At 59.5% G+C, this 24,867-nt stretch carries 7 protein-coding genes; 2 read left to right on the top strand and 5 right to left on the bottom strand.

Annotation, left to right across the window (positions count from 1 at the left end; all coding sequences use genetic code 11):
• Positions 1-147: 147 nt before the first annotated feature.
• Positions 148-15,576, bottom strand: coding sequence for a T1SS-143 repeat domain-containing protein (locus GA0061103_RS16445; protein WP_092712922.1), 15,429 nt, complete (start codon positions 15,574-15,576; stop codon positions 148-150).
• A 241-nt stretch (positions 15,577-15,817) separates the two neighbouring features.
• Between GA0061103_RS16445 and GA0061103_RS16440 the strand changes: the two genes are divergently transcribed.
• Together GA0061103_RS16440 and GA0061103_RS16435 are read left to right on the top strand one after the other, a co-directional pair.
• Positions 15,818-17,029 carry a type 1 periplasmic-binding domain-containing protein gene (locus GA0061103_RS16440; RefSeq protein ID WP_092712920.1) on the top strand — a complete coding sequence of 404 codons (1,212 nt, stop codon included), beginning with the start codon at positions 15,818-15,820 and terminating at the stop codon, positions 17,027-17,029.
• Between the two features lie 260 nt (positions 17,030-17,289).
• Entirely contained in the window at positions 17,290-18,234 is a 945-nt protein-coding gene (locus GA0061103_RS16435; RefSeq protein ID WP_092712918.1) for a transglutaminase-like cysteine peptidase, read from the top strand.
• A gap of 62 nt (positions 18,235-18,296) precedes the next feature.
• Here the strand turns inward: GA0061103_RS16435 and GA0061103_RS16430 are convergent, their stop codons facing one another.
• The 4 genes from GA0061103_RS16430 to GA0061103_RS16415 are packed head-to-tail and all read right to left on the bottom strand — an operon-like array spanning position 18,297 to position 23,837.
• Positions 18,297-18,950, bottom strand: a complete 654-nt coding sequence (locus GA0061103_RS16430; protein WP_092712916.1) for a ribbon-helix-helix domain-containing protein — start codon at positions 18,948-18,950, stop codon at positions 18,297-18,299.
• Between the two features lie 8 nt (positions 18,951-18,958).
• The gene (locus GA0061103_RS16425; protein ID WP_092712914.1) at positions 18,959-20,263 is read right to left on the bottom strand and encodes an HlyD family type I secretion periplasmic adaptor subunit; all 1,305 of its coding nucleotides are present in this window, start codon (positions 20,261-20,263) and stop codon (positions 18,959-18,961) included.
• A complete protein-coding gene (locus tag GA0061103_RS16420) occupies positions 20,260-22,413 on the bottom strand; it encodes a type I secretion system permease/ATPase (protein WP_092712912.1) in 2,154 nt (717 codons plus the stop codon). The genes GA0061103_RS16425 and GA0061103_RS16420 overlap by 4 nt, the downstream gene beginning before the upstream one ends.
• A gap of 29 nt (positions 22,414-22,442) precedes the next feature.
• Complete coding sequence (locus tag GA0061103_RS16415; protein ID WP_092714301.1) at positions 22,443-23,837, bottom strand: TolC family outer membrane protein; 1,395 nt, start codon at positions 23,835-23,837, stop codon at positions 22,443-22,445.
• Between the last annotated feature and the right edge of the window lie 1,030 nt (positions 23,838-24,867).

Here is a 24,867-nt window from a genome sequence, read left to right as displayed (position 1 = left end):
CGAAACGCAAAGCCCTAGAGTGTCTGCACTAGGACTTACAGCCTTCAGCCTTTCTCAGCCAGCAGGCCCTCACGGTGGAGCAACCTCCAATAAAAGCGGCACCTTCAAGAAGCGCCGCTTGGAGATTTGAATTCCGCCAGAAAGGCGTCAGGCGCCAGCGGTCTGTGTGTGGGTCGCAAGCTGCTCATCGTGGTTGTTGAACAGAACATGCACGGCGTCGTGTCCCATCGGCGCGTAGTTCTGCAGCGTGGCGACCACATGGGTCTCGGAGCCGGTATTGATACTGACCTTCGTCGAGTTGGTTGCAGCATCTACCGCCGCCGTCATCGACGCCACCGCACTCGCCTCGATCATGCCCGGATGTTCCCCGACCAGTGCATTGAGCAGATTCGAGACATCCAGCTTGTCGCCCTCCCCCTTCGGGCTGAAGTCGGTGATGACGTCGGCCATGTTGAGGTTGTGCAGGGCCTTGGCATCGAGAACGAAGGTATCCGCACCAGCGCCGCCCGTCATCGTGTAGCCGCCGTCACTCGTCAGCGTGTCGTTGCCGTCTGTCCCATAGAGATGGCCGATCCCCCCGCTGAAGTCGATCTCGGCAGACAGACCGTCGTGACCCAACGAGAAGTCACTGGCCGAATACTCGCCGGTGAGGCCGACCGAAGCGGTATGGCTGCCATCGGTGACGGTCAGCACGCCGCCAGTTTTTGCCGCGTTCTCCGCATAGGAGAAGCTGGCGGTCGCGGCGGAGATGTCGCCGAACCGCAAGGCGTCATTGTCATCGAGGCCGGCGATCGTGCCGGTGAAGGCGGCCGCGTGGTCGATCGTGATCGTAGCCTGAGTGTCCTTGCCAAGCGTGATTGCCTCGTTGAACGAGCCACCGATTTCAAGACCGGCGTGACCCGACACCAGCACGGTGCCGCTGCCGCTGACATTGCCCTCGAGGTTGACGTTGCCGCCATTCGCCCACACCACGCCGTTGTTGACAACGTCGCTGTGTATGTCGAGGCCGCCGGCGCCGGTCGCCTCGAGCGTGCCGGAGTTGTTCACCGCGTTGATACCGGTATCGATGACGAGCGCGTGGCTGCCGTCGGCGATGATCGTGCCCTCGTTGACCAGCGTCAGGTGACCGTCGCCGAGCTGGCCGGCGCCGGAAATGGTGTTGTCAACATTGGTCAGCGTCACATCGTCGCCGGTGCCGAAGATGACGTTGTGCGCATCGTCAGACAGAACCACCGAGCCGCCGCCGGTCAGCGTGAGGCCGTGCTGCACGATTTCGAAATCCGTCTCGTTGCCGGTCGAGGCGAGGTGGATGCTGCCGGTATTGTCGAGCGTGCCGCTGAACGGCATTAACGAGCTGTCAGAGAGCACCATGTCGCCAGTGTTATGGGTCACCACCGCCTCGTTAAAGAGGAAATCGTTCGCCGTCAGAGACGCGGCGCTGACGCCCGCCAGCGTGATGGTTTCGCCCTCGCCGAGCGTGATGACAGCATTGCCCGATGCGTCGGTCGATAGATGGGCCAGCACATCCGCGAAGCTATTGAAGCCCGCAAAGCCGATCAGATCGATCTTGTCATGCGCCACATCGAACTTGTGCACGACATCGGTGCCGATGGTGTTTGCAAAGACCAGCGTGTCATTGCCGCTCGAAGCGCTCAGCGTGTCGTCACCCGACCAGGCAAAGATCGGCGCACCCTTGGCATAGGCTTCGACGTTGGTGGCGACCGTTGCCATTCCGGTCGAGCCATCCGCATTGGTCCAGGTTTCGGTGATCTGAAGAACCATCGCACCGGTAGTACCGTTTGGCGAGGTCACCGTCAGCGATGACGGATCGTTCGTCACCACGGTCCAGGTACCATCGGCATTATGCGTGCCTTCGCTGAGCACCCAGCCCGCCGGAACGCCCGCGACGCTCAAGGTCACCGCGCCAACGTGATGCGATGCATCCGCAAGCGCAAGGTTGATGGCCTCACCGGAGGCGCCGGCAGGCATGCTCGGAGGCTGCAGAGTCACAATCGCGGAGGATGATCCGCCATCTCCATCGGTGATGGTGAATTTGACAGTCCTGCCATCTCCCGAATTCGAATTCGACAGCAGTTGAATATCTTTTAGGAGTGCCGTTACCGCGTCAGGTGTAGCGCTACTGTTGAACGCGATCGTCAGCGTCGCGCCTCCATTGCTGGACGCATAAGTTCCAATTTTCGTCCCGCCATAATACACGGAGGTTGCGTCTACAGCTATTTTGCCAGGCAAGCTTCCCTGATACAGAATGCTCAACTTATCTGAAGCACCCGTGGAGGCGATGGTAAGAGTCCCGCCGTTGAAATTGGGCGAATCGGCATCCGTCACAAGAGCATGCGGTGCCAGATTAACGGTGGTCTGCCTTTTGTAACTGAACGATGCATCGTTTCCGCTAGTTCCGGTATCCAGATCCAGTATCGGCGCCACATTTTGGTGCGGCGTCACCGTAAGCGTCGTTGTGCTCACACTGCTATTTACCGCTCCGTCATTGACAGACCAACTGATCGTCCGAGTCGCCGTGCTGGAACTTGTCGACGAGAAGGTCACGCTGTCCAAAACCGCTTGATAATGCGCCAGCGTATCATTGCCGCTCAGCGTCAATACGCCGGTCGCGGCGTTGTAGCTTGCCGTAATCGACGTCCCCGTCAGCGTCGCCGACAATAGATCTCCGCTCACAAAGCCGTCCGAAATGGAAACCTTGGCGGACGCCATTGTTGTATTGTCGATATCGGCTACGGTTGTCGTGCTCGACAGAACCGATGCCGCACCTCCTATGGTATAGGAGGCACTCGAGGCAGTGCCACTCAGCACGGGCGCATCATCCGCTCCGTTGATCGTGATGTCGATCTGCTGCTGCGTACCATCGGCAGTCGTCACGGTGATCAGATCGTGCAGCATCGTGTTGCTGCCGGTGCTGTTCAGCGCCTGGACGGCATTATTGCTGTTGTCCAGCACATAGTTCCAATGACCGTTAGCGCCGATCGTGAAGTGACCGTAGTTCGTCGCCACGTTGTTTTGCGCCGTAAACGAGGCATCGCTGTCAACGTCTATCGCCGAAAGCACGCCGCTCACCACCGGTACCCCGGCCGTCCCGTTGTTGACGCCACCGGCCTCCGTCACGCTCTTGGCAACATCGCCAGTGATCACGGCAGCGTCGTTCGCTCCATTGATTGTGATATCGATCTGCTGCGGTGTGCCATCGGCAGTCGTCACTGTAATCAAATCGTGCAGGGTCGTGTTGCTGCCGGTGCTGTTCAGCGCCTGCACGGCATTATTATTATCGTCCAGCACATAATTCCAATGACCATCGGCGCCGATCGTGAAATGACCGTAGCTCGTCGCCACGCTGTTTTGCGCCGTAAACGAGGGGGCGCTGTCGACATCCGTCGCCGAAAGCACTCCGCTCGCCGTAGGCACCCCGACCGTCCCGTTATTGACGCCGCCGGCTTCCATCACGATAGCCGCCACGTCACCAGTGATGACGGCTGGATCATTTACACCGTTGATCGTCACGACGATGTCACGGGTCGTTCCATCAACCGAAGAAACCGTAAACGTATCGGTTTTGGTCTGGTTCGCACCCAGGCCCTGAACGGCCGACAGGCTGTCATCGACCTTATAGCTCCAGTTGCCGTCCGCATCGATCGTCAGTGTGCCGAGATGCGTGCCATCCGCGTTTATGGTCGTTGCCTGGAACTTGCTTTCCCCCCGATCGGCATCGTTGATGATCAACTGGCCGCTTGTCTGCAGATAGCCGGCGACAACATTCAAATCTTCCGTGACGGTGCCGGTATCGACCCCGGTGATCACGGCCGCGTGATTGGCGTGGTCGACATCGACGGTGAACGCACCTGTACCCAAGGTCACGGAGTCACCGTCACCATCCGTCGCCTTCACATATTGCGAGAAGTCGAGTGTCTGGTCCTTGGCACCGTCGAACGTTTGGTTCAGCACAAAGGAAGCGTGGCCGGCGCCATCGACAGTCAGCGTGAAGACCGTATCGCCGCCCGCCGAGCCGACAATCGTATGCCCGTCCGTACTTGCGAGCGTGATGGCTACACCGTTGTAGGTCAACGCGGTGCCGCCTGTCAGGATACTGGAAGAAGTACCGGCTGCCACAGCATTCAGCGACCACGCCAATGGACTGTCGGCACCGGGAATTACCAGCGAAGTCAGGTCCGCCGTCATCGCTGCGGAATGCGAACCGGCCGTCACCACGCCATCGTCGGAAACGGTTGCGGAGATCCCTGCACCGGTCAACTCAGGCGCATCATCGGCAATGTTGAACGTCAGAGTCGATTGACTTGTCCTGCCGTTCATATCGGTCACCGTGTAGGTGAACTGATCCATATCTCCCGATACATTCAAGCCCGGATGAGTGAGCGTGTATGTATATGCGCCATTCGCGTCGATTATGAGATCACCATAGGAGCCATGGATCGTTGTCGTCTGGCTGTCTGGGGCGGTTTGATCGACTGTTACGGCATTGTTGTCGGCGCCTGTGACGCTGGTAATATGCGGATTGTCGAATGTCCCAAGGACGATGCTCCCCGCGGCCGTCAATTGACCGGGCTGCGGATTGGAGCCGGTCGCAAGATAGGCCTCCGACAGCGGCGTGGTATCGATCGTCGGAGCAAAGACGACCGGCGCGATGACGGTGGAGGTTGTCTGCGTCACGGCATCGTTGAAGACCTGACCATCCGTATAGCTCACCGTCAAGATCAGCGAATGCCCGACATCGGCACTCGTCACTGTGTAGGACGATGCAGTTCCAAGAACGGTATGCGAGCTGTCGTCCGCCCAGCTCCACGCATAGGTCAGGCCCGACTGCCCGTGATCCGGGTCGTCTGCCACAATAGCTGCGTTCAGCGTGTCGCCCGCGACGATCGCCTTGCCTGTATGCGTGGTCTGATCGTCGATCGAGATCGTGGCCTTGCCGTCGTCGACGGCCGTGACGTTGATCGTCATCATATGGGCGGTTGACGTATTCGCGCCACCGTTGGCAGTGCCGCCATCATCCTGCACAGTGAAGCTGAAGCTCCCGGTTTCTGTCGAACCGGCAAACTCCGACGAAGGCGTAAAGCGGAGCGTTGCAAGGTCGCTCGCCGCGATATGCTGACCGACCGTGACTTGTGTCGAGCCGAGATAGAGCGCTCCATCGGTCGGCAGGCTGTTGATGGTGACGTAGCTCAGCTTATTGCCGTCGACGCTGTCGCTGAAGGCGAAATCCGTCGACTTGAAGTAATAGTCCGCATCTTCACTGGTAGAGACGCTTCCATCCGCCGTGGTCGGCGCATGGTTTACGCCATAGACGGTAATGTTGAAAGTGCCGCTGGATTTGCTGCCATCCCCGTCGGTGACCGTATAGCCGACCGACAGGACCGAGGACTTGCCGAGCGGCAGAGTGTCGAACACGCCACCTGGAGTGACGGTCACATGACCGGCGTCAATCGTGACGATGGAAGTGCTCAGCGTCGTTCCCGCGAGAGGGCCGCCGGCACTGACGCTGTCGACATGGATCGCACCGCTCTGGGCCGCTCCGTCAGCACCAAAGGCGATGGTTCCGGTAGAAAGCGTGAAGATCCTGCTGCTGTCGTTCTCATACATCGATCCCAGCGAAAGGGTGCTGGCGATCGGCTTGTCGTCACTGATGTTGAAGGTCAGTGTTGCTGTCTGGCTTTCACCATCAATCGGCGCATCGCTGATTTTAATGGAGAAGTCGTCATGATTGCCAGCGCCGCTCGTCGCGCCGGTCAGCGTATAAGTATAGTTGATAGCCGTCGTAGTGACGCTGAGGATATGCAGCGTTCCGTGGGCGCCCTGAATGGTGGCATTGGTATCGCCGTTGGCGATAGCGGTGCCGACGTTGAACGTATGGCCATTGATCGTCACGATCGAGGGCGCATCGCCTGCGGTGATCGCGATGCTGCCGGAATGGACGTTGGCGACGCCGGCTGTCCCCGTGCCACCTGGCAAGCCGCTTTCGCTGACACTTGACACCAGGCTCGCCGAAGAGATTGTCGGAAGGCTGTCCGTCGCCGACTGAACGACAATGGTTGCGGAACCGCCGCTCAAGGTGACGGAATCGCCGTCGAAATCCGTCGCTGTCAGATATTTCGAGAAGTCGAGCGGCAGCGTCTTGCCGCCGTCGATCGGATGGTAGAGATCGAATGTGGCGTGACCGGTCGCAGGATCGACGGTCAACGTGAAGACCGTGACGCCTCCGGCCGAGCCGGTGATCGTGTGCCCATCCGCGCTGGCAAGCGTGATGGCCGCGCCGTTGTAGGTCAATCCGGTACCGCCCGTCAGGCTGCCGGACGACGTTCCAGTGGTGATGGCGTTCACCGACCAGGTCAGGGGGCTATCGGCGCCAGCGTGAACCAGCGAGGTCAGATCCAGCATTGTCTCAGCGGGGGCATTGGTGGGCGTCGTCGTCGTGTCGATAACATGAATGTTGTCGAGCGTGATCGTCAGCGAATTGTCATGCGGATCGATCTCGAGCGACGTCAGTTGTTTGCCTTCGAGGGCGGTGCCGGCGGCAGAGAAGGTCGTACCGGTAGTCGTCACTGAATAGGTGTTGCCATTGGCATCGGTGCCGATGATCGTGACCGTCTTGGACGACGCACCTTTGTGGTCAAACACACCTATATCCATCTGGGTGAGGACAAAGGTCGTTCCCGTATTGGACACGAGCACGATATCGCCCCCCTTGGACGACGATTCCACATGGCCGTCGCTGACACTGCCCTCGCTGACCGTCAGTTTGGCAGCCGCAGGGTTCACCGTGTCGAAATCGACCGTGTAAGATGCCGTCGTCACTGCGGGAGCATTAATCGCCGTTTCCGAGACGGTCGCGGAAACCGAGGCATGATCAGCCAGCGTCGGCACATCATCGATCACATCGACGGAGAAGCTCTGCGTGCCGGTCGTGGTGTCGCCGTCGCCGTCATGTCCAGCAACCTGGAAAGTTAGCTTAATATCCGAGAGGTTGGTTTGATCGTTGACGTCGTCGAACGACTTGTAAAGCGTGAAGTCGTAGGCGCCGGTGGCGTGGCCGCTGTCCTGAGACAGGGCAACCTTGAAGACCCAGCTCGACTGGTCGGCAGCGTTGCTGCCCGTATAGGCGATCAGCGTCATACCGTCACTGCTGACCGAGTAGGACAACGCATGGCCGCCGGAGCTGAGCTTGGTCGCGTCAAGCGTCTGGTTGTTACCGTAGCTTGCGGTGAAATAGCTGCCGTTCGAATGTGCCACGAAGGTAACGGCATGGGCGGCCGGGCCGTCTGCGCCGAAGGCGAGATTAAGCGCGATCGCGCCAGTGCTGATGCCTGAAGGCGACAGCGAGCCCGAATTCGTCACAAGATCATGCTCGGCGAGCGTCTTCGTCGAGACTGTACCGCCAATCGACGGGCCGTCATCATCGAAACGAATGCTGCTGCCGATGGAAACAGACTTGGCGACAGTGTCGCCGTCGCTATCTGTCGCGCTCAGCACCGCCGAGAGCTTGCCGGTAAGATCGACCATGTCCCCGTCCGACTTAGACGTGTTCGGGTTGGCGAGCGACATGTACTGGGCGATGCTAACCTTGCCGCTATTGTCAAGGCGGATCGCAAAGGCGATTTCGCCGTCGCCGATCTTGCCGACAACCGTGCCGTCCGCGAGCTGCGAGAGCGTGATCGGCTGACCAGCAGTCGTCTTCAAGCCGGAGTCGGCATTGTCGATATGAAGCGTCAGGCTGCTCGTCGTACCCGACGCATCGTCGGCGCCCATGGAGATCGACGGCGAAACGACGTTGTGCTGAGCGTAGACCGTCGACATATAGGGATCGGTGCCGCCGGTGATGCCGGCAAACAGGCTCTTGACCGCATTGCTGGCGCTGACGTCGTTGTCGCCGCTGCCGCTCTCATCGATCGTGATCGAGCCCGTGAGGGCCAGATCGACCCTCGGCGTGTCATCGACGATCGTGACTTTCAAAGCACCGGTCAGTGTCACGCGGTCGCCGTCACCGTCAGTCGCCTGAATGACCGAGCCGAAGTCGATGGCCGAGATCGAGCCATTGCCCGAACGCAGATCGTTGCCAGGACCGGCAACATTGTCGAGCTGATCGTATTGCTGAAAGGTGAAATTGCCGCCGCCAGATAGCGACAATGACAGGACTGGACGGTCGAGAAGCGGATTGTAGCCGCTGTGGTGGTCGTTATCGACATAGCCGATGATCACGTTGTTGACGACGGCATAGGACAGCGCTTCGCCACCCGAAGTCAGATGCAGAGCGGTAAGCGTCGATGTCGCATTGGCCGTGAAGCTGAAGCCGCCGCCAACCGCTGCGCCGTCAGCACCGAAGGAGACGGTGGAGGCTAGCGAGCCGGATACCGTCGCCGCGAAGCCGAGGCCAAACAGTGCCGGCTGCGAGGACGATCCGTCATGCGTACCATCGAGCGGGCTGTTGCCATGCGACAGGAGATTGTGGATGTCGCCTTCATCAGCCCTGACCGCAACGGTCGTGCCGGAAGCAACCGGGACGTCGTCGGTGATGGCGATCGCCAGCGAACCCTTCGCCGCATCGCCGTCGCCGTCCGTGATGGTGAAGCTGAAATTCAGCGTCAGGCTATCTTCGGTGGTCGACGAGGTCGAATGAACGAGCGGCGCATCCGCGGTGAAGCTGTAGGACCCGTCGGCACCGATCGTCAGAACTGCGATGGTGGCATGGCTGGAAGCGCCAGTTGCCGTCCAAGTCGTCACACCGTTTGCCGCAGACGACGTCCAGGTGACGGCCTCCTGATGACCGATGCCGTGGCTGTCGAGATAGATCGCCTTCAGCGTCGGGAGGCTGTCCATCGACACGCTCTTGACGCCATCGGCGCCAGCGGAGAACAGGGCTCCTGCATTGCCGTTGATCGTGTTGACGTCCGCGGTGCCGCCGTCGAGGTTGCCATGTGCCTGTGCGTCGTCGTTAAGTGGCGTCGAGGTGACATCAACCTTATAGGCGATCGGTGCGTCGTCCTTGACGGTGACCGTGAGCGCGCCGCTGGCCGTATCGCTGTCGCCATCGGTAACAGTGAAGTTGAAGGTCAGATCCTGCGTATTTTCCGCAGTCTGGCTTGCGCCGTGAGCGACCGGCGCACTCAGCGTGAAGCTGTAGGAACCGTCAGCGCCGATCGTCAGCGTCGCGACCGTCTGGCCGCTGTCCTTGCCTGTTGCGATCCAGATCGTCTCGCCGCCCGCCGCCGTCGTCGGGCTGCCCCAGACGACCGACTCGACATGGGCAAAGCCGTCCTTGCCGGTATAGATAGCGCTGAAATCCGTGGTCGCTCCGAGCGTTACCTGATGAACTCCGTCCGCGCCGCCCGTAAAGAGCGTGCCGCTCGTGCCACTGACGCTATCGGTGGCGGCGACACCGACCGTGTCCGGGTTTCCGCCCTTCAGGGCATCGTCGTTCAACGTCACGCTGGTGACGGTGACGGTGCTTGCCAGCGGCACATCGTCCGTAACATGCAGGGTCAGCGAGCCGGTCGACGTGTCGTTGTCGCCGTCCGTCACCATGAAGGTGAAGGTCAGCGGCAAGCTTTCTTCCGTCGTTCCGGTGGTCGGATGCACGAGCGGCGCACTGGTGCTGAAGCTATAGGAGCCGTCTGCATTGATGGTCAGCGTGGCGACGGTCTCGTGATTGGCGCTGTAGGCAACCCAAGTCGTCGCACCTCCGGAAACCGTCGGCTTGCCCCAGGTCACGTCTTCCTGCTGCGCGAAACCATTGGCATCGACATAGATCGTCTTCAATGCCGGCAGGCTGGACTGGTCGATCGAGACGCTGGAAAAACCGTCGGCGCCAGCGCTGAACAGGGCGCCGGCAGCGCCCGAGACGCTGTTCGTGTCGGCGCCGTTGCCGTCCAGGTTGCCGCCGGTCTGCGCATCGTCGTTGACCGATGAGGCAGTATTGTCAACCGTGTGAGCGATCGGCACGTCATCCTTAACGCCAACCGTCAGCGAGCCCGTTGCCTTGTCGCCGTCGCCATCGGTGACGGTGAAATTGAAGGTCAGGGACAAGGTCTCTTCATCGGCTTGCGCGGTCGGATGCGCAAGCGGCGCACCGGTCGAGAACGTGTAGGAACCATCGGCATTGATGATCAAGGTGGCGACGGTCTCATGATGTGCGCTGCTCGCAACCCAGGTGGTGCTGCCATCAGTGATCTGCGCCTTGCTCCAGCTCACGGCTTCCTGATGCGCAACGCCATCCGCATCGGTGTAGATCGTGGTCAGCGTCGGCAGATCCGAATGAGCAATCGCGACCTTCTTGAAGCCATCCGCGCCCGTGTTGAACAGACTGCCCGATGCGCCGCTGACGCTGTTATATTCATCGGTCTTGTCGGGGTTGCCGCCCGTGAACATATCGTCGTTGAGGAGATGCTCGGCTGTGACGGTGCTTGCGGTCGCAAGGCTGTCGGCGACATTGAGCGTCAGCGAGCCCGTCGACTTGTCGCCGTCACCGTCGGTCACCTCGAAGCCGATCTTGAAGTTCTCATTGTCAGAGCCCTTGGCATCGGCAAACGCGCCGGACTGCACATAGGTATAGCTGCCATCGGCGTGGACTGTCAGCGTGAAGATGACGTGGCCGGAATCCCTGCCGGTCGCGGTGTAGATCGTGTCGCCGGAGGCGTCCCTCGAGGTGCTGTAGGATAGACCTTCCTTGTGAGCGACACCGTTTTCATCAATGTTGATGGCCTTGAGACCGGTTGGATTGGTGAAGGTCAGTCGCGCGAAGCCATCGGCGCCGGTCGTAAACAGGCTGCCCACTGCGCCGCTGACGGAGCCGCTCTTGGCGCCATCCGACGGTGTCGAGCCTTCGCTCGGCTGCTCGACAAGCAGGCGGACGGGAGATGGATTCGTCTCTGACGGCGTCGACGTGGTGTCATGGAGGCTGCCCGAGTCGACCGTCACGTTGTTGGCGACCGGAAGACTGTCGGCGACGTTGAGCGTCAGCGAGCCTATCGCCTTGTCGCCATCGCCGTCGGTGACTTCAAAGGAGATCTTGAAATTCTCGTTGTCGGAGCCCTTGGCATCGGCGAACGCGCCGGATTGCACGTAGGTATAGCTGCCGTCGGCACCGACGCTCAGAGTGAAGAGAATCTGGCCCGATTCCTTGCCGGTTGCGGTGTAGATGGTGTTGCCCAGATTGTCCGTCGTTGTGCTATAGGACAGGCCTTCCTTGTGAGCGACTCCGTTAGCATCAATATAGATGCCCTTTAGGCCGGTCGGATCCGTGAAGCTGATTTGTTGGAAGCCGTCAGCACCGGCAGCGAACAGGCTGCCCGATCCGCCGCTGACGCTGTCGGTGGCACCTTCCGACGGGGTTGACCCCTCGCTCGACTCGACGAGTGGGCGGAGCGGCGTCTGCTCGGTCGATGTCGTGTCGTAAAGGCTACCTGTGCCGACCGTGACGTCGCTGGCGACAGGCTTGTCGTCGACAACAGTGACGGTGAAGCTGTTCGTGGCGGTATCGCCATCGGAATCCGTGGCCGTGTAACCGAAGGTCAGCGTGATGGCGTCCGAGCCCTTGGCGTCGTCGAACGACTGAACCAGCGTGAAGTTATAATGACCGTTGTCGGTGTCGGAAACCGTCGCATAGAAGACGATATTCGAACCGATCACACCCTTCGCATCTGCGACAGCCGTCGGAGCAACATTACCGGTGTAACCGACCAGCGTACCGTCAGCAAGCAGCGCCGTATGAACTGCAAGACCATGCGAGCTCAGTGCCTCGCCATCCTGGCCCTGTGTTGTGACCGTGGCATCCGTGAAGGCAACCGAGCGATCGCCGGCGCCACCCTTGTCGGTGTTGGCGTTATCGGCACCCCAGGAGATGTTGAGCGAGCCGGTGGCGATGGCATCGGTTTCGACATGCGGGTTTTCGTTGCCGCTTGCCAGTGCACCTTCGGTGACCGAGCCCGCATCGCCGGTCGAGGCGACAGGCTTGTCGTCAGCGACCGTGATGGTGAAGCTGTTCGTGGCCGTATCGCCGTCAGAGTCCGTTGCCGTATAGCTGAAGGTCAGCGTAACGGTGTCAGAACCCTTGGCATCATCCAGCGACTGGACAAGCGTGAAGTTATAGTGACCGTTGTCGGTATCGGAGACCGTCGCATAGAAGACGACGTTGGATGCGGAAGTTGCCGTCGGAGCGGTCTCGCCGGTGTACCCGACCAGAGTGCCGTCAGCGAGCAACGCCATATGCACAGCAAGACCATGCGAGCTCAGTGCTTCGCCGTCCTGACCCTGGGTCGTCACCGTGGCATTGGTAAAGGCGACAGACCGATCACCCACTCCGCCCTGGTCGGTGTTGGCGTTGTCGGCACCCCAGGAGATGTTCAGTGAACCGGAAGCACTCGCATCGCTTGCGACGTGCGGATTCTCGTTGCCGCTTGCCAGCGCACCTTCGGTGACCGAGCCTGCATCGCCGGTCGAGGCGACAGGCTTGTCGTCGGCAACGGTGACGGTGAAGCTGCTCGTGGCGGTATCACCGTCAGAGTCCGTTGCCGTATAGCCGAAGGTCAGCGTGATCGCATCGGAACCCTTGGCATCGTCGAGCGACTGGACAAGCGTGAAGTTGTAGTGGCCGGTGTCAGTATCCGAGACCGTTGCGTAAAAGACGATGTTCGAGCCAACCGCGCCCTTGGCATCCGCAACCGCCGTCGGAGCAGTCTCGCCGGTGTAACCCACCAGCGTGCCATCGGCCAGCAGCACCGTATGAACGGCGAGGCCATGCGAGCTCAGTGCCTCGCCATCCTGGCCCTGGGTCGCGACGGTGGCGTTGGTGAAGGCGACAGACCGGTCGCCGGCTCCGCCCTGGTCGGTGTTGGCATTGTCGGCACCCCAGGAGATGTTGAGCGAGCCGGTGGCGGTCGCGTCGGTTACGACATGAGGGTTCTCGTTGCCACTTGCCAAAGCACCTTCAGTGACGGAGCCGGCATCGCCGAGGGCGGCGACAGGCTTGTCGTCGGCAACGGTGACGGTGAAGCTGTTCGTGGCCGTATCGCCGTCAGAGTCCGTTGCCGTATAGCCGAAAGTCAGCGTGATCGCATCGGAACCCTTGGCATCATCGAGCGACTGAACCAGGGTGAAATTATAATGGCCATTGTCGGTGTCCGAGACCGTTGCATAGAAGACGATGTTCGATGCGGAGGTTGCCGTCGGAACCGCCTCACCGGTATAACCCACCAGCGTACCATTGGCCAAAATCGCCGTGTGCACGGCGAGGCCGTGCGAGCTCAGCGCCTCACCATCCTGGCCTTGCGTCGTGACGGTAGCATCGGTAAAGGCAACCGACCGATCGCCCGCCCCGCCCTTGTCGGTGTTGGCGTTATCAGCACCCCAGGAGATGTTGAGCGAGCCGGTGGCGGTCGCATCACTCTCGACATGCGGGTTCTCATTGCCGCTTGCCAAAGCACCTTCAGTGACGGAGCCGGCATCACCGGTTGCCGCGACAGGCTTGTCATCGGCGACAGTGATGGTGAAGCTGTTCGTGGCGGTATCGCCATCGGAATCGGTAGCCGTGTAGCCAAAGGTCAGCGTGATGGCATCAGAGCCCTTTGCATCGTCAAGCGACTGGACCAGCGTAAAGTTATAATGGCCATTGTCGGTGTCGGAGACCGTCGCATAGAAGACGATATTGGATGCCGAAGTTGCCGTCGGAGCGACCTCACCGGTGTAGCCAACCAAAGTGCCGTCGGCGAGCAGTGCCGTGTGAACGGCAAGACCGTGTGAGCTCAGCGCGCCATTGTCCTCACCCGTCACCGCAACCGTGGCATCGGTGAAGGCAACGGAGCGGTCGCCGGCGCCACCCTTGTCCGTGTTGGCGTTATCAGCACCCCAGGAGATGTTGAGCGAGCCGGTGGTCGTTGCATCGGTTTCGACATGCGGGTTCTCATTGCCGCTTGCCAGTGCACCTTCGGTGACCGAGCCCACATCGCCGGTCGAGGCGACGGGCTTGTCGTCGGCGACCGTGACGGTGAAGCTGTTCGTGGCCGTATCGCCATCGGAATCGGTGGCCGTATAGCCGAAGGTCAGGGTGATCGCGTCGGAACCCTTAGCATCATCGAGCGACTGGACCAACGTGAAGTTATAGTGACCATTGTCGGTGTCGGAGACCGTGGCGTAGAAGACGACGTTGGATGCGGAGGTTGCCGTCGGAGCCGCCTCACCGGTGTAACCAACCAGCGTACCATTGGCCAAAATTGCCGTGTGCACGGCCAGGCCATGCGAGGTCAGTGCACCATTGTCTTCACCCGTCGCCGCAACCGTGGCATTGGTAAAGGCGACCGAGCGATCGCCGAGACCGCCCTTATCGGTGTTTGCGCTGTCAGCGCCCCAGGAGATATTGAGCGAGCCGGTGGCCGTCGCGGCGCCGGTATCATGGGTCAGGGCTGCGTTGCCGGCAGCCAGCGCCGCCTCGGTGACCGAGCCCGCCGTACCGACGGCCGCAACCGGTACGCTGTCCGTGATGTCGACGTTCGCGACAGCCGAAACTGTGTGGCCGCTCGTGTCGGAGACCGTGTAGCGAAATTGCAGTTCAAGCACATCGCTGGCCGAATTGGCACCGCGTGGATGGTCGAGGGCAGCCAGCTGGGTGAAGGTGTACTCGCCGGTCGAGGCGTTGAATACCAGCGTGAAGACCGTGACGCCATTGGCGACGCCGGTGACGGTCTGGCCGTTCTGGGTGACAACAACCGCAACACCGGCGGAGGTCAGGCCCGACAGCTGCTGTGTGCCGCTGCTAGTGATTTCTGCCTCGCCAACCAGCGTGACAGTGGTGATCGAGGCATTGTTGCCGCCGAAGCCGAAGCGGCCGGTGCTGCTTGAGGTAAGGAAGGCGCCGGTGCTGCTGCCGCGCTCGACCAACGAGGCCGTTTCAGTCGCCTGCGGATCGATGAAGGGAACACGGGTCTGGGTGCCGGAGAGATCGCTGCCGCTGCCTCCGCCGATTATGTCGCCAGGACCGAGAAGGCCAAGCAGATTTAGCGGCGTGCGGGGATTCCCAGCCTGACTGTCCGTGAACTGGTGGCCGGAATCCGTGCTGTTGCCGGCATGAACCGAACCATCGGGACCTTCGGCGACGTTGATGCCCTGCTGCTGCAGCGCGGCAACGACGGCCTGCTGCGGCAGCGTGACTTCACCGATCAGGAAGGTTGGAACGTGCAGCGCTCCGTTGATAATGACGATGCGCGTACCGTCGGCCTGGATGAGAACAAGATTACGCCCCTCGACGTGGATGTCGTCGATGGAGGTGTTCGGCGGCAGATGGACGATATTGCCATTGTCGGGCACGATCTGGATCGGCTGACGAGCGCCAGTGTTTTGCGGCTCATTGGCGGCAAGGCGTCCCGTCTTGCCATTCGCCTGTTGCTCTTCGGCTTGTGCCACCTCGAATGCAGCAACATCAGCATTCTGCGACAACGGCAGCGAATGATCGGCGCTGATATCGGCTGCAATGCCCTCGTCCCGGCCGCTTGAAGTGAAATCATGCGAAGCAGCTTCGTGGTCTACGGTCGAAATGCGCAAGTCTTCCATGGGTCTGGCTCCCGGTGTCTCGTAATTTGCTGCAATCAATTACGGGAGCGGGCCGATTGCAATACTTCATTAACCTCGCCGATATAGCCGGTTATGCAGCATCGCAGAATTATTTTACCGATGGTTAACTCAACCAAAGAACAAGTCGTTAAGTATACCGCTTGACTTTACGTCGGCCGCGGTGTGCAAATGCGGCCCGATAGGCTGTTGCGGCCTGCCATAGAGAATCGGGGGAGTAGTTGTGCCGTTTGCGATCAGCCTTTCGTTGGACTTTTTGACCGAGCGGCTACCGCGCAGACTGCATCAGCGACCAGCACGCGGTGCGGCCCTCATCCTCTGTGCCGGCCTCGCCAGCTGTCAAATGGACGGTGTCGGACTGGAGAACAACAGCAAGAAGGACGACATAAAAATGCCGTCCACCGCTATCGAAGAGACCTATGGTGGCGAAAGCGGCACGGAAATTACGCTGCTGCTGCGCAAGGGCGCGGCCGGCCTCTACGAAGGTCCAGCCCGCGACATACGCGACGGGGCAGTGCTTGGCGTCGGCGAACTCGGCAACAATCAAGTTCGGCTGCGCGTCAAAGATGTCGGTCCGGGTCTTGCTGGCGTTGCCGCACAGGTCACGGCGGCCAAAGGCCGAAATGCCGCTTTGATCGTCAGCTATTTGCCGCCGGCCGAGACTGCGTCCATTGCTGCCATCCCGCCCGCCCAGCGCCCGCCGTTGCTTAATCTTGCGAGCGCGAGCGCTACGACGGGCGGAGACGTCTTCAACCTCGCCTCGGGCGAAATCGACAGCGTGACCGAGGGTGTCAGGGCGGCCGGTCCCGGAGGTCACAAGAAGGTCTCGGCGCTGGTGCCTGCCGATTTTTCTCAATCCGATACAACGAGATTGGGCAGCGCTATCTGGAATAGCGGCAACACGTTCATGGGCCTTGGCCGTTACGGCGCAAGCGATCAGGCCGCCGATATCCTGACCAAGAACCGGCCGCTGATCCAGTCAGCCGAAATCGTGGTCATTCTCGGAAACACGTCGGAAGTCGGCATGGCAGCAAGTGCCGTACGCAGCGCCACCATTCCCGGTCAAGCGCTAGTCGGCACCAACCACTGGCCGCAAACGGTGTATGCGACGCCGGCTGTGGCTGGCGCATTTGTCGCGACGGACGACACGCAGAGCGGCGGGCTCATTGCCGAGCGTTATCAGCGCCATTTCAATCACCCGCTGACGACCTCCGGCTCCTATGGCTACGACTCTATGGCGATCGCCTCCGGCCTCATCCGCGCCCAGGGACCGCAAGCCATCACCGCCGCCAACCTGACGAACAAGGTCGGTTTCCGCGGTACGACCGGGCTTTTCCGCTTCACCGCCTCCGGTGTAGTGGAGCGCAAGATGGTGATCAATACGATCGACGGCGGCAAACTGAAGGTTTCCACACAGCCCTCGCAGTCGTTCTGAAGCCGGACAATCCCACAGAGCGCATTGCGCGTCGTTGCGGCGCGTTATCGCCATCACGATAGTGCCGTTTCACCGACGCGACCGTGGGATTGGATCACTTTGGCACCCTTGGCTGCATTATCCTTAATACTTTCCAATTGAACCTTGTAGAATTTTATACTTATTTGATCGCCTAATTTATATTTAATTTATCTACGTTTCCGAACGTCAAATTCAGAAGTATCGCGCACTATTCTCTCAAACAGGGGAATAGCGCACCAATGAAACGCAAGAACAAAAAAAATATACTTGCAGCACTTGCTGCAGCTTCCTTCGCTCTCGGCCTATCGACCGCTAGCATGGCGGCGACCGGCGATACCGTCCGCCCCGTCGTCAAGCTGCTTCAGGACCCGCTGGTGGATACGGCCATCGATCTCCTTGCACCCACCATCGGAAACGCCGCAAAGGCGATCAGCGGCGTCGACCTCGCTACGCTGAACCAGAGCCTTGTCGTTGCGCCAGGTGGCCTTCCGCATAATGACCTGACCGCATCCGAGCCGGCACGTCCCGCAAAGCCGAGCAACGTTCCTTTGGGCGACTCGGTATTCGGAACCGTCGCCATTCCCTTCAAACATCTTGCCGCACTTAACAATTTCGCCGGCCCGCTCGCTGAAATCCGGTCGGGTAAATCGCTCGATTGCGGTGCAGGTGGATGCAACGCAGCCGAAACCGCCATAGCCGCGGCTGAAACAAAGATTGCCGGCGCCTCGATCCGCGACAAGATCAATAACATCAATTACACGATCAACCATGCCATCCGCTACGCCAGCGACATGGAAACCTATCACGTGGCGGATTACTGGGCGAAGCCGAGCGAGGCTCTGTCGCACCAGCAGGGCGACTGCGAGGACTATGCCATATTGAAGATGGCAGCACTCTACAATGCAGGCGTCGATCTCGACCAGATGGCGCTGGTCGTTCTCTTCGATCAGCAGCGGCATTTCTACCACGCCGTCCTGTCGGTCTCCGTCAACGGCAACAACCTCATCCTCGACAACATGCGCGATGAGGTTTTGTCCGACAAGCGCATTGCAGAATATCTGCCGCTCTATTCGATCGTCGCTGGCCGCGGCTATCTGCATGGCTCGCGCGATCCCCGTGCGCAAGCAGTTGCCGCCGCAATGCCGCTCGCCAAGGTGGTTCCCGGCGAAGGCGAGGTTCACTAACCGAACCCGCCTCCCAGCTATTCCTGAACCGAGCGTGACGCATAACGAAAGCGATGGCGCTCTCAATAGACGGAAAGATAACCGATCAGCATCAACGCCTCGTGCGTCGGCGCCAACGCCAGACTGATCTGGCCCGTCAGCGATTGGGAACCGAAGCCGATCTTGAAGCCGGTGTTCAGCGTCTTGCCGCGATTGACCGATAGGACGGAGAGTACCTCCTGAATCTGGGTGTCAATCGACAGGCGTAACGTGCGCGCCGTCTGCTGGACATCATCGATCAGCGGCAGGCGATGGCGCAGCATCTTCAGGAAGGCATCGTTGAAGAGCTTGATCCCGCGCTCTTGCGTCAACACAACTGCTGGTGTCGGCGACGCCTGAAGCACGGCGTTGAGATTGGTCAGCGACGCGACATGCTCGACCGCATCAAGACGATTCAGCGCCCATTTGAAGCTCAGCACGCGCAGCAGGGATGTGAGGTTGCCGGTTTCCGGCATTTCGGCCGCCGTATTGGAAACCAGGTCACCAATGCTGATGCCGCCGGCTTCCGACATCCGCCCGAGACCATCCCAATAAATACGCTCCAGACGAATGCCGCGACGCTCGCCGCCGCCGGTTACGGCGCGGAAACGTGGCTCCAGCTCATCACCATCGACCGATGGCAACGCCTCTTCTCGGACTATCACAGCGGCTTCGTCTTTCCCGGCTCCCTTGCGCATGACCGCCCTCACCGTTCCGTCAACGCTTCGGAGCGCGCCTTGTTGATCGGCTTCATCAAATAGGTCAGGATCGTCTTGCGGCCGGTCATGATCTCGGCCGAAGCCACCATGCCCGGAATAATCGGATAGTGCTTGCCGTCGCGCTCCAGCGCCGATTTGTCGGTCTTGATGCGTACGAGGTAATAGGTCTCGTTCTTGTCCTTTTCGACAAGGCTGTCGGCGGAGACGTTGACGACCTTACCGTCCAGAGCACCGAAGATCGAGAAATCATAGGCCGAGATCTTGATGACCGCCGGCTGGTCGATACGCACGAAAGCGACGTCGCGCGGCGAAATCTTCGCCTCGATCAGCAGAGTGTCAGCTGTCGGAACGACACCGGCGATGACCTTGCCGGCGTCGACATAGGCGCCGATCGTGTTGACCTCCAGCGTATTGACGATGCCGTCGACGGGGGACCGGATATCCGTATGCTTGACCCGATCGGATGCCCCGCGGATCGTCTCGTCGACGACCGAAAGTTCAGACAGTGCCTGTCCCTTGTCGGTCAGGGCCTGCTGGCGCAGCTGCAGCCCAAGGTCGGTAGCCTGCAATGTTGCCTCTTTGATGGCCGCCTGCAGGCGATCGAGGCTTTCGACATAGACTTTAAGCTGTCCTTGCAGGTCGACAAGGTCTCGCTGGACTTTCAGAACTTCCGTTTGAGCAACGAGCTTTTTCTCACCGAGCGGCCTCAGCAGATCATATTGCTTCTGGGCACCGGCGATATTCTGCGTCAGGCGGTCTATGTTGGCGTGGGCTTCGTCCAGCTCGTTCTGATGTTGCTTCAGGCGCTGATCGAGAACATCGAGTTTGTTCTTATAGGAAGCGCGATCCGCCTCGAAGAGCTTTTCCTCGTTGTCGCAGACGTCTTTTGCGGTGGCAAGTATATCGGTCGGGCATACGAACTGTGCGTCGAAAGCACCCGCCTCCTCCAGAGCCAGACGTTCAACTTTGGCACCGAGCGCGCGGGCCTTGGCAACGGATTCGCCGAGTGTCGATGCCGTCGTTGTGTTGTCGAGCTGGACGAGAATATCGCCCTTGTGGACGACCTGTCCGAGATTGACATTGATCTGCTGGACGATACCGGGCTCGGACGATTGTACGATCTGCGTCTTCGATACCGGTATCACCTTCCCCTCGCCGCGCGCGATCTCATCGATATCGGCGAAGGCCGCCCAGGCGATGAAAGCAACGATCATCAAGGCACAGAGGCCAAGGATCAGCCGGGCGAAGAGTGGGGGATTGTCGTGGATATTGCGGTGAGAGGCAGCCATCATTGCACCGCCTTGCGCTGCATCGCCTCGATGACTGCGTTTTTCGGCCCATCGGCGATGATGCGGCCCTTGTCGATGACGATCAGCCGGTCGACCAACTCCAACATGCTGTGACGATGGGTTGCTACCAGCAGCGTCGTTTGCGGGCCGAATGCGTGGGTCAGCCTGCTGATGAGATGACGCTCGCTCGCCAGATCCATCGCCCCCGACGGCTCGTCAAGAAAGACGATCTTCGGCCGGGTCAGGAGCAGGCGGGCAATCGTCAATGCCTGCTTTTGGCCGTTCGAGAGGTTCGCACCGCGCTCGCCGACCGGCATGTCGAAACCGCGTGGGTGAAGGGCAACGAACTCTTCGACGCCGGTCATGCGCGAGACGGCCAGCAATTCCTCGTCGCTGGCGTCAGCCCGGCCGAGCAGCAGATTTTCCTTCACTGTGCCGGAGAACAGGTCGGACGATTGGCCGGCGACAGCCACCGCGGCGCGTACCTCAGCCACGTGATACTGGCGTATATCGACGCCATCGATCAGGACGCGGCCGCTGGCCGGCTGAAACAGCCCGTCGAGAAGCCGACCGAGTGTCGTCTTGCCTGAACCGATGCGGCCGATGATCCCGATCTTTTCGCCAGGCGCAACCGTGAAGGACAGCTGATTGATGACCGCCTGGTCAGAGCCCGGATATTGGAAGGAAACGTTCTGGAAGCTGAATCCGCCGTTGCTGATCTGCCGGTTGACGAAGCCGACGGTCGACGGGCGATCATCAGGCTGCTCCATGATCTTGTCGAGAATGCGCAGCGACATGGTGGCCTGTCGGAAGCGCGCCAACGTCATGGCGATCTGTCCGAAGGGCGCACCCGCACGGCTCGCCAGCATGACGGTTGCGACGATCGCGCCCATCGCGATTTTTCCGTCGGCAAATTCGTACGTACCCGCAACGACGATGAGCACGCTGACCATCTGCTGCATGAACATCGTCATGTTCATGGCATTTGACGAGATGTGTTTGATATCCTCGCTGGTGCGGCTCGAATATTTCGTCAGCTCCTGCCAGCGGCGCAGCATCGTTGCCTCGGCGCGCAGGCTCTTCAATGTCTCGATCGTCGAAATGGTCTCAACGAGCAGCGATTGGCGGCGCGATGCCTCATTCGTCGCGGTCGCCATGCGCTTGCCGATCTGGGCCTGGGCCACGAGGCCGATCGTTACTGAAAGGACGAAAGCGACGGCCGGAATGATCACGAGCCAGCTGGCGATCAAATAGATGACGATCAGGAAGATCACCACGAAGAGGCTGTCGATCAGCACGCCGATCGTATTCGACGTGAAGAATTCGCGCACGAATTCATATTGCGTCACGCGGTTGGCATATTCGCCGGTCGACATCGGGCGGGACGCCAGCGTCGAATTGAGGATCTTGTCGAAGATCAACTGCGACAGCCGCAGATCCGCCTTACGACCCGCATAGTCGATCAGCGATGCGCGCGCTGTCTTCAGCAGAAAATCGAAGAGATAGGCAAGTGAGATGCCGGCGGTCAGCACCCAGAGCGTGGGGAACGCCTTGTTCGGCAGGACCCGATCGTAGACGTTCATGGTGAAAAGCGGCGACGCCAGCGCGATGACGTTGATGAACAGCGCCGCCAGCATGACGCGGGCGTAAGTGCGCCAGTAGGGCACCAGCGCCGTTGCCAGCCAGTGCCGTTTCTCGATCTCCATCGCATGACCGACGCGCTCTTCTTCCGAAGAGTTCTGATAATAGAGCGTGAAGGCAAATGCCGATTGCGGATTGAGCGCGGCGAGCTCCTCCCGCGTCAAACTGGTTGCCGTGCCCGCGACCGATACAATATCGGTGACGTAAGAGCCGCTTTCGGTCATTTCGAGCAGTGGCAGAACGCCGCCATCAGCAAAGGTGACGATGGCGGGACAGTCGAAATTGCCGAGCCGGCAATCACGTTCCGTATGCTTCAGGACTTGCAGACCGACGCGTTCCGAAAGCCGTTCGACATCGTCCAGCTCCATGGCTTCCAGAATTTCGTCCGGAATGCCCGAAAACAGCACAGTGTCCGAGTTCGGGCGACCGTAAAACGCAGCGACCGATTTGAATGCCGACTTGAAAGTCTGCAGCGATACGCTCGCAGACACGTCAGGTGCTACGTTCAACATGAAGTACTATCCAATTCGGATCGTAACGATTAACGAATCGGCTCGAGCAGATCCATCGGCAGGCCGGGCTTCTGATGCGAGTCGTATTTGGTATATCCGGGATCGGCCGTATTCGACGAAACAGCGAACTGATCACGGGCATAAGGCGTCGCCTGATCGACCGGCTTCAGCTTCATCGTCGACAACAGGCTGCCCGATGCTGCAAGGATCTTGTATTCGGCGAAGAGTGATGCGACTTCCGCCGTCTTGGCCAAAACCTCCGTGTTGAAGCGGGTGTTCTGGGCATCCAATAGATCCAGCAACGAGCGCTGACCGACCTTGAACTGCTCCCGATAAGACGTGACGAGCTGAGCGTTTGTCTTTTCCTGCCCGTCCAGGATATGAGCTAACTGAGCCTGATTGGTACGCTCGCTCCAAGCAGAGCGGACGGACTCATCGACCTCACGGTAAGTCTGGCTCAGCGCGAACCGCTGCTCGGCGGCGCGACGAACCAGCTCCTGTTGATGAGCGGTATCGATGCCGCCATGATAGAGGTTCCACTTGGCAACGACCCCGACCTGGACGTCGCTTGTGTTACCCTTGTTGCCGTCGACATCGTCACCGATGCGGGCGCTGCCGACAAGGTCGAGCCGCGGCAGGAATGCAGACTTGGAACCGCGGACGTCGGCGTCTGCGGCATTGACATCAGCCTTGGCCGACGAAATCTGCGGATTGTTCTTTTGCGCGATGAAGACCGCGTCGTCCAACGTCTTCGGCAGGTAGCGGGACACTGAGGCGGGGCGATTCGCATTGCTGATCGGTTCGCCGACGACCTGAAGGAAGCGGATCTTCGTCGCGTCGAGTTCCTTCTTTGCTTCCTGAAAGCGAGCATTGGCCGCCTGCAGGCGTTCACGGCCCTGAAGACGATCGGCATCGGTGAGGGCACCGCCCTTGATGCTATCCTCGATGTTGCCAACCATCTGCTTATGGAAGGCGACATTCTTTTCAGCAGCCGCGACGATCTCCATCTGCAGCTGATATTCAAGATAATCCTGGGTTACTTCGAGCGCCAAAGCTTCCGAGCGCTGCTGGACGCGAAAGGATGCACCGTCGACACGAGCCGCCTGCTTGTCCTTCTGCGCCTTACGGTCGCCGCCGTCAAATAACGTCTGCGTAATAGTCAAGCTTACGTCAGCGGGATTCAGGTAATCATTGGTACGCGACAGGGCTCCGGACGTAACATCCGACAATCTACGACGACCGTAGCCAGACTCGAGGTCGACGGAGGGCAAGTAAAGCCCCCGCGCCTGGCGCAATTGAAACTCGGTTGCTTCCCGATCCTGCGCAGCCTGCATGATCTGGGGGTTGGTTTTCATTGTCTTTTCAATCGCCTGCTGCAATGTCATAGCGCCAGCAGAACCACCTGATAGAGAACTTATGGCCATCGAAATCCCGATTGCCGCCTTCAATCGCATCTTATAAGCCAAAACTACGTCCCTTCCCCAAACTATACTTTATAGATACATTTTATAAATCTTATTCATCTAAATTCGTAGACGAAATCACGTCTATTTGTAAGACAGATTCACATTTAATCTCCTGAAACAGTTAATATCAGAGATCGCAAGCCTACACGGCAGAAATCTATTGACTATTTTTGGACTATTCACAGTGACCACATCCATGTTGCATGATCGCAACAACAATAATATTCAACCAAACAGAGAATGTACGTGATGTTAACTACCAATACGCGCTAGAAATCAACTTATAATACTAGGAAAACCTGGAAATATTAGAAAGAACTCATCGGCACGCCAATTCGCCCGGATGCATGGGTGGCACTGAACCGCGATCCGCCAACCATCGGGGACTGAGCAGGCCAAATCCTTTGTTGGATGTAGCCGTCCTAGCCAATGATCTGTAAGTAGGGCTTATTGTATCGGTTGCCGACGCAGGTTGCGTCCTTTCCAAGGGAGACAACGGCGTCGTCGAAGCAAGGATCAGCAGTGAACGAGGTCTCCGTGTCGCCGTTGTTCGATCCGCTGGCGAATGTCGGAGTACCATCACTCTCAGGACGTTTTGACCATTGTCCTTGTCGTTTCGGGCCTGTCGCATGACGCACTCAATCGCAATCGCACTGTTCTGCGACCCGCGGGCAACGGCAGCCCGTCTGCAGAGGGTCAGTGCAGGTCGATTGACAGGGTGAATGGCAGCCATGTTACAAATTCCTTCGACACTGAAAGATGGGGCGGACCGAATCGCCCTACTGGCTTTCGCCGTCGTGATCCGTCAATTGCCGAGACGCTAAGACCATCCACATTAACTGTCGCCGTCCATTTTTGATCGGACTAAGATTTTTTGAACCTGTCGCCTTGGAAGAACTTCGAAGTGCGGGGCGACGGCTATCCGATCGTCGAATAACTGCATTCAGTTCTTGGCTTGCTCGCCAGACCGCCTGAGTTGCACCGCTCT

The organism is Martinezella multihospitum (genome assembly GCF_900094585.1).
GTDB lineage: Bacteria > Pseudomonadota > Alphaproteobacteria > Rhizobiales > Rhizobiaceae > Rhizobium > Rhizobium multihospitium.
The sequence above is the reverse complement of the archived record's forward strand: the minus strand, read 5'-3'. Positions and strand labels throughout refer to the sequence as shown.

Bases quoted from the DNA above. Each gene is read 5' to 3' on its own strand.
- GA0061103_RS16445 (WP_092712922.1), bottom strand. From the start codon at position 15,576: ATGGAAGACTTGCGCATTTCGACCGTAGACCACGAAGCTGCTTCGCAT.
- GA0061103_RS16435 (WP_092712918.1), top strand. From the start codon at position 17,290: ATGAAACGCAAGAACAAAAAAAATATACTTGCAGCACTTGCTGCAGCT.
- GA0061103_RS16430 (WP_092712916.1), bottom strand. From the start codon at position 18,950: ATGCGCAAGGGAGCCGGGAAAGACGAAGCCGCTGTGATAGTCCGAGAA.
- GA0061103_RS16425 (WP_092712914.1), bottom strand. From the start codon at position 20,263: ATGATGGCTGCCTCTCACCGCAATATCCACGACAATCCCCCACTCTTC.
- GA0061103_RS16420 (WP_092712912.1), bottom strand. From the start codon at position 22,413: ATGTTGAACGTAGCACCTGACGTGTCTGCGAGCGTATCGCTGCAGACT.
- GA0061103_RS16415 (WP_092714301.1), bottom strand. From the start codon at position 23,837: ATGGCCATAAGTTCTCTATCAGGTGGTTCTGCTGGCGCTATGACATTG.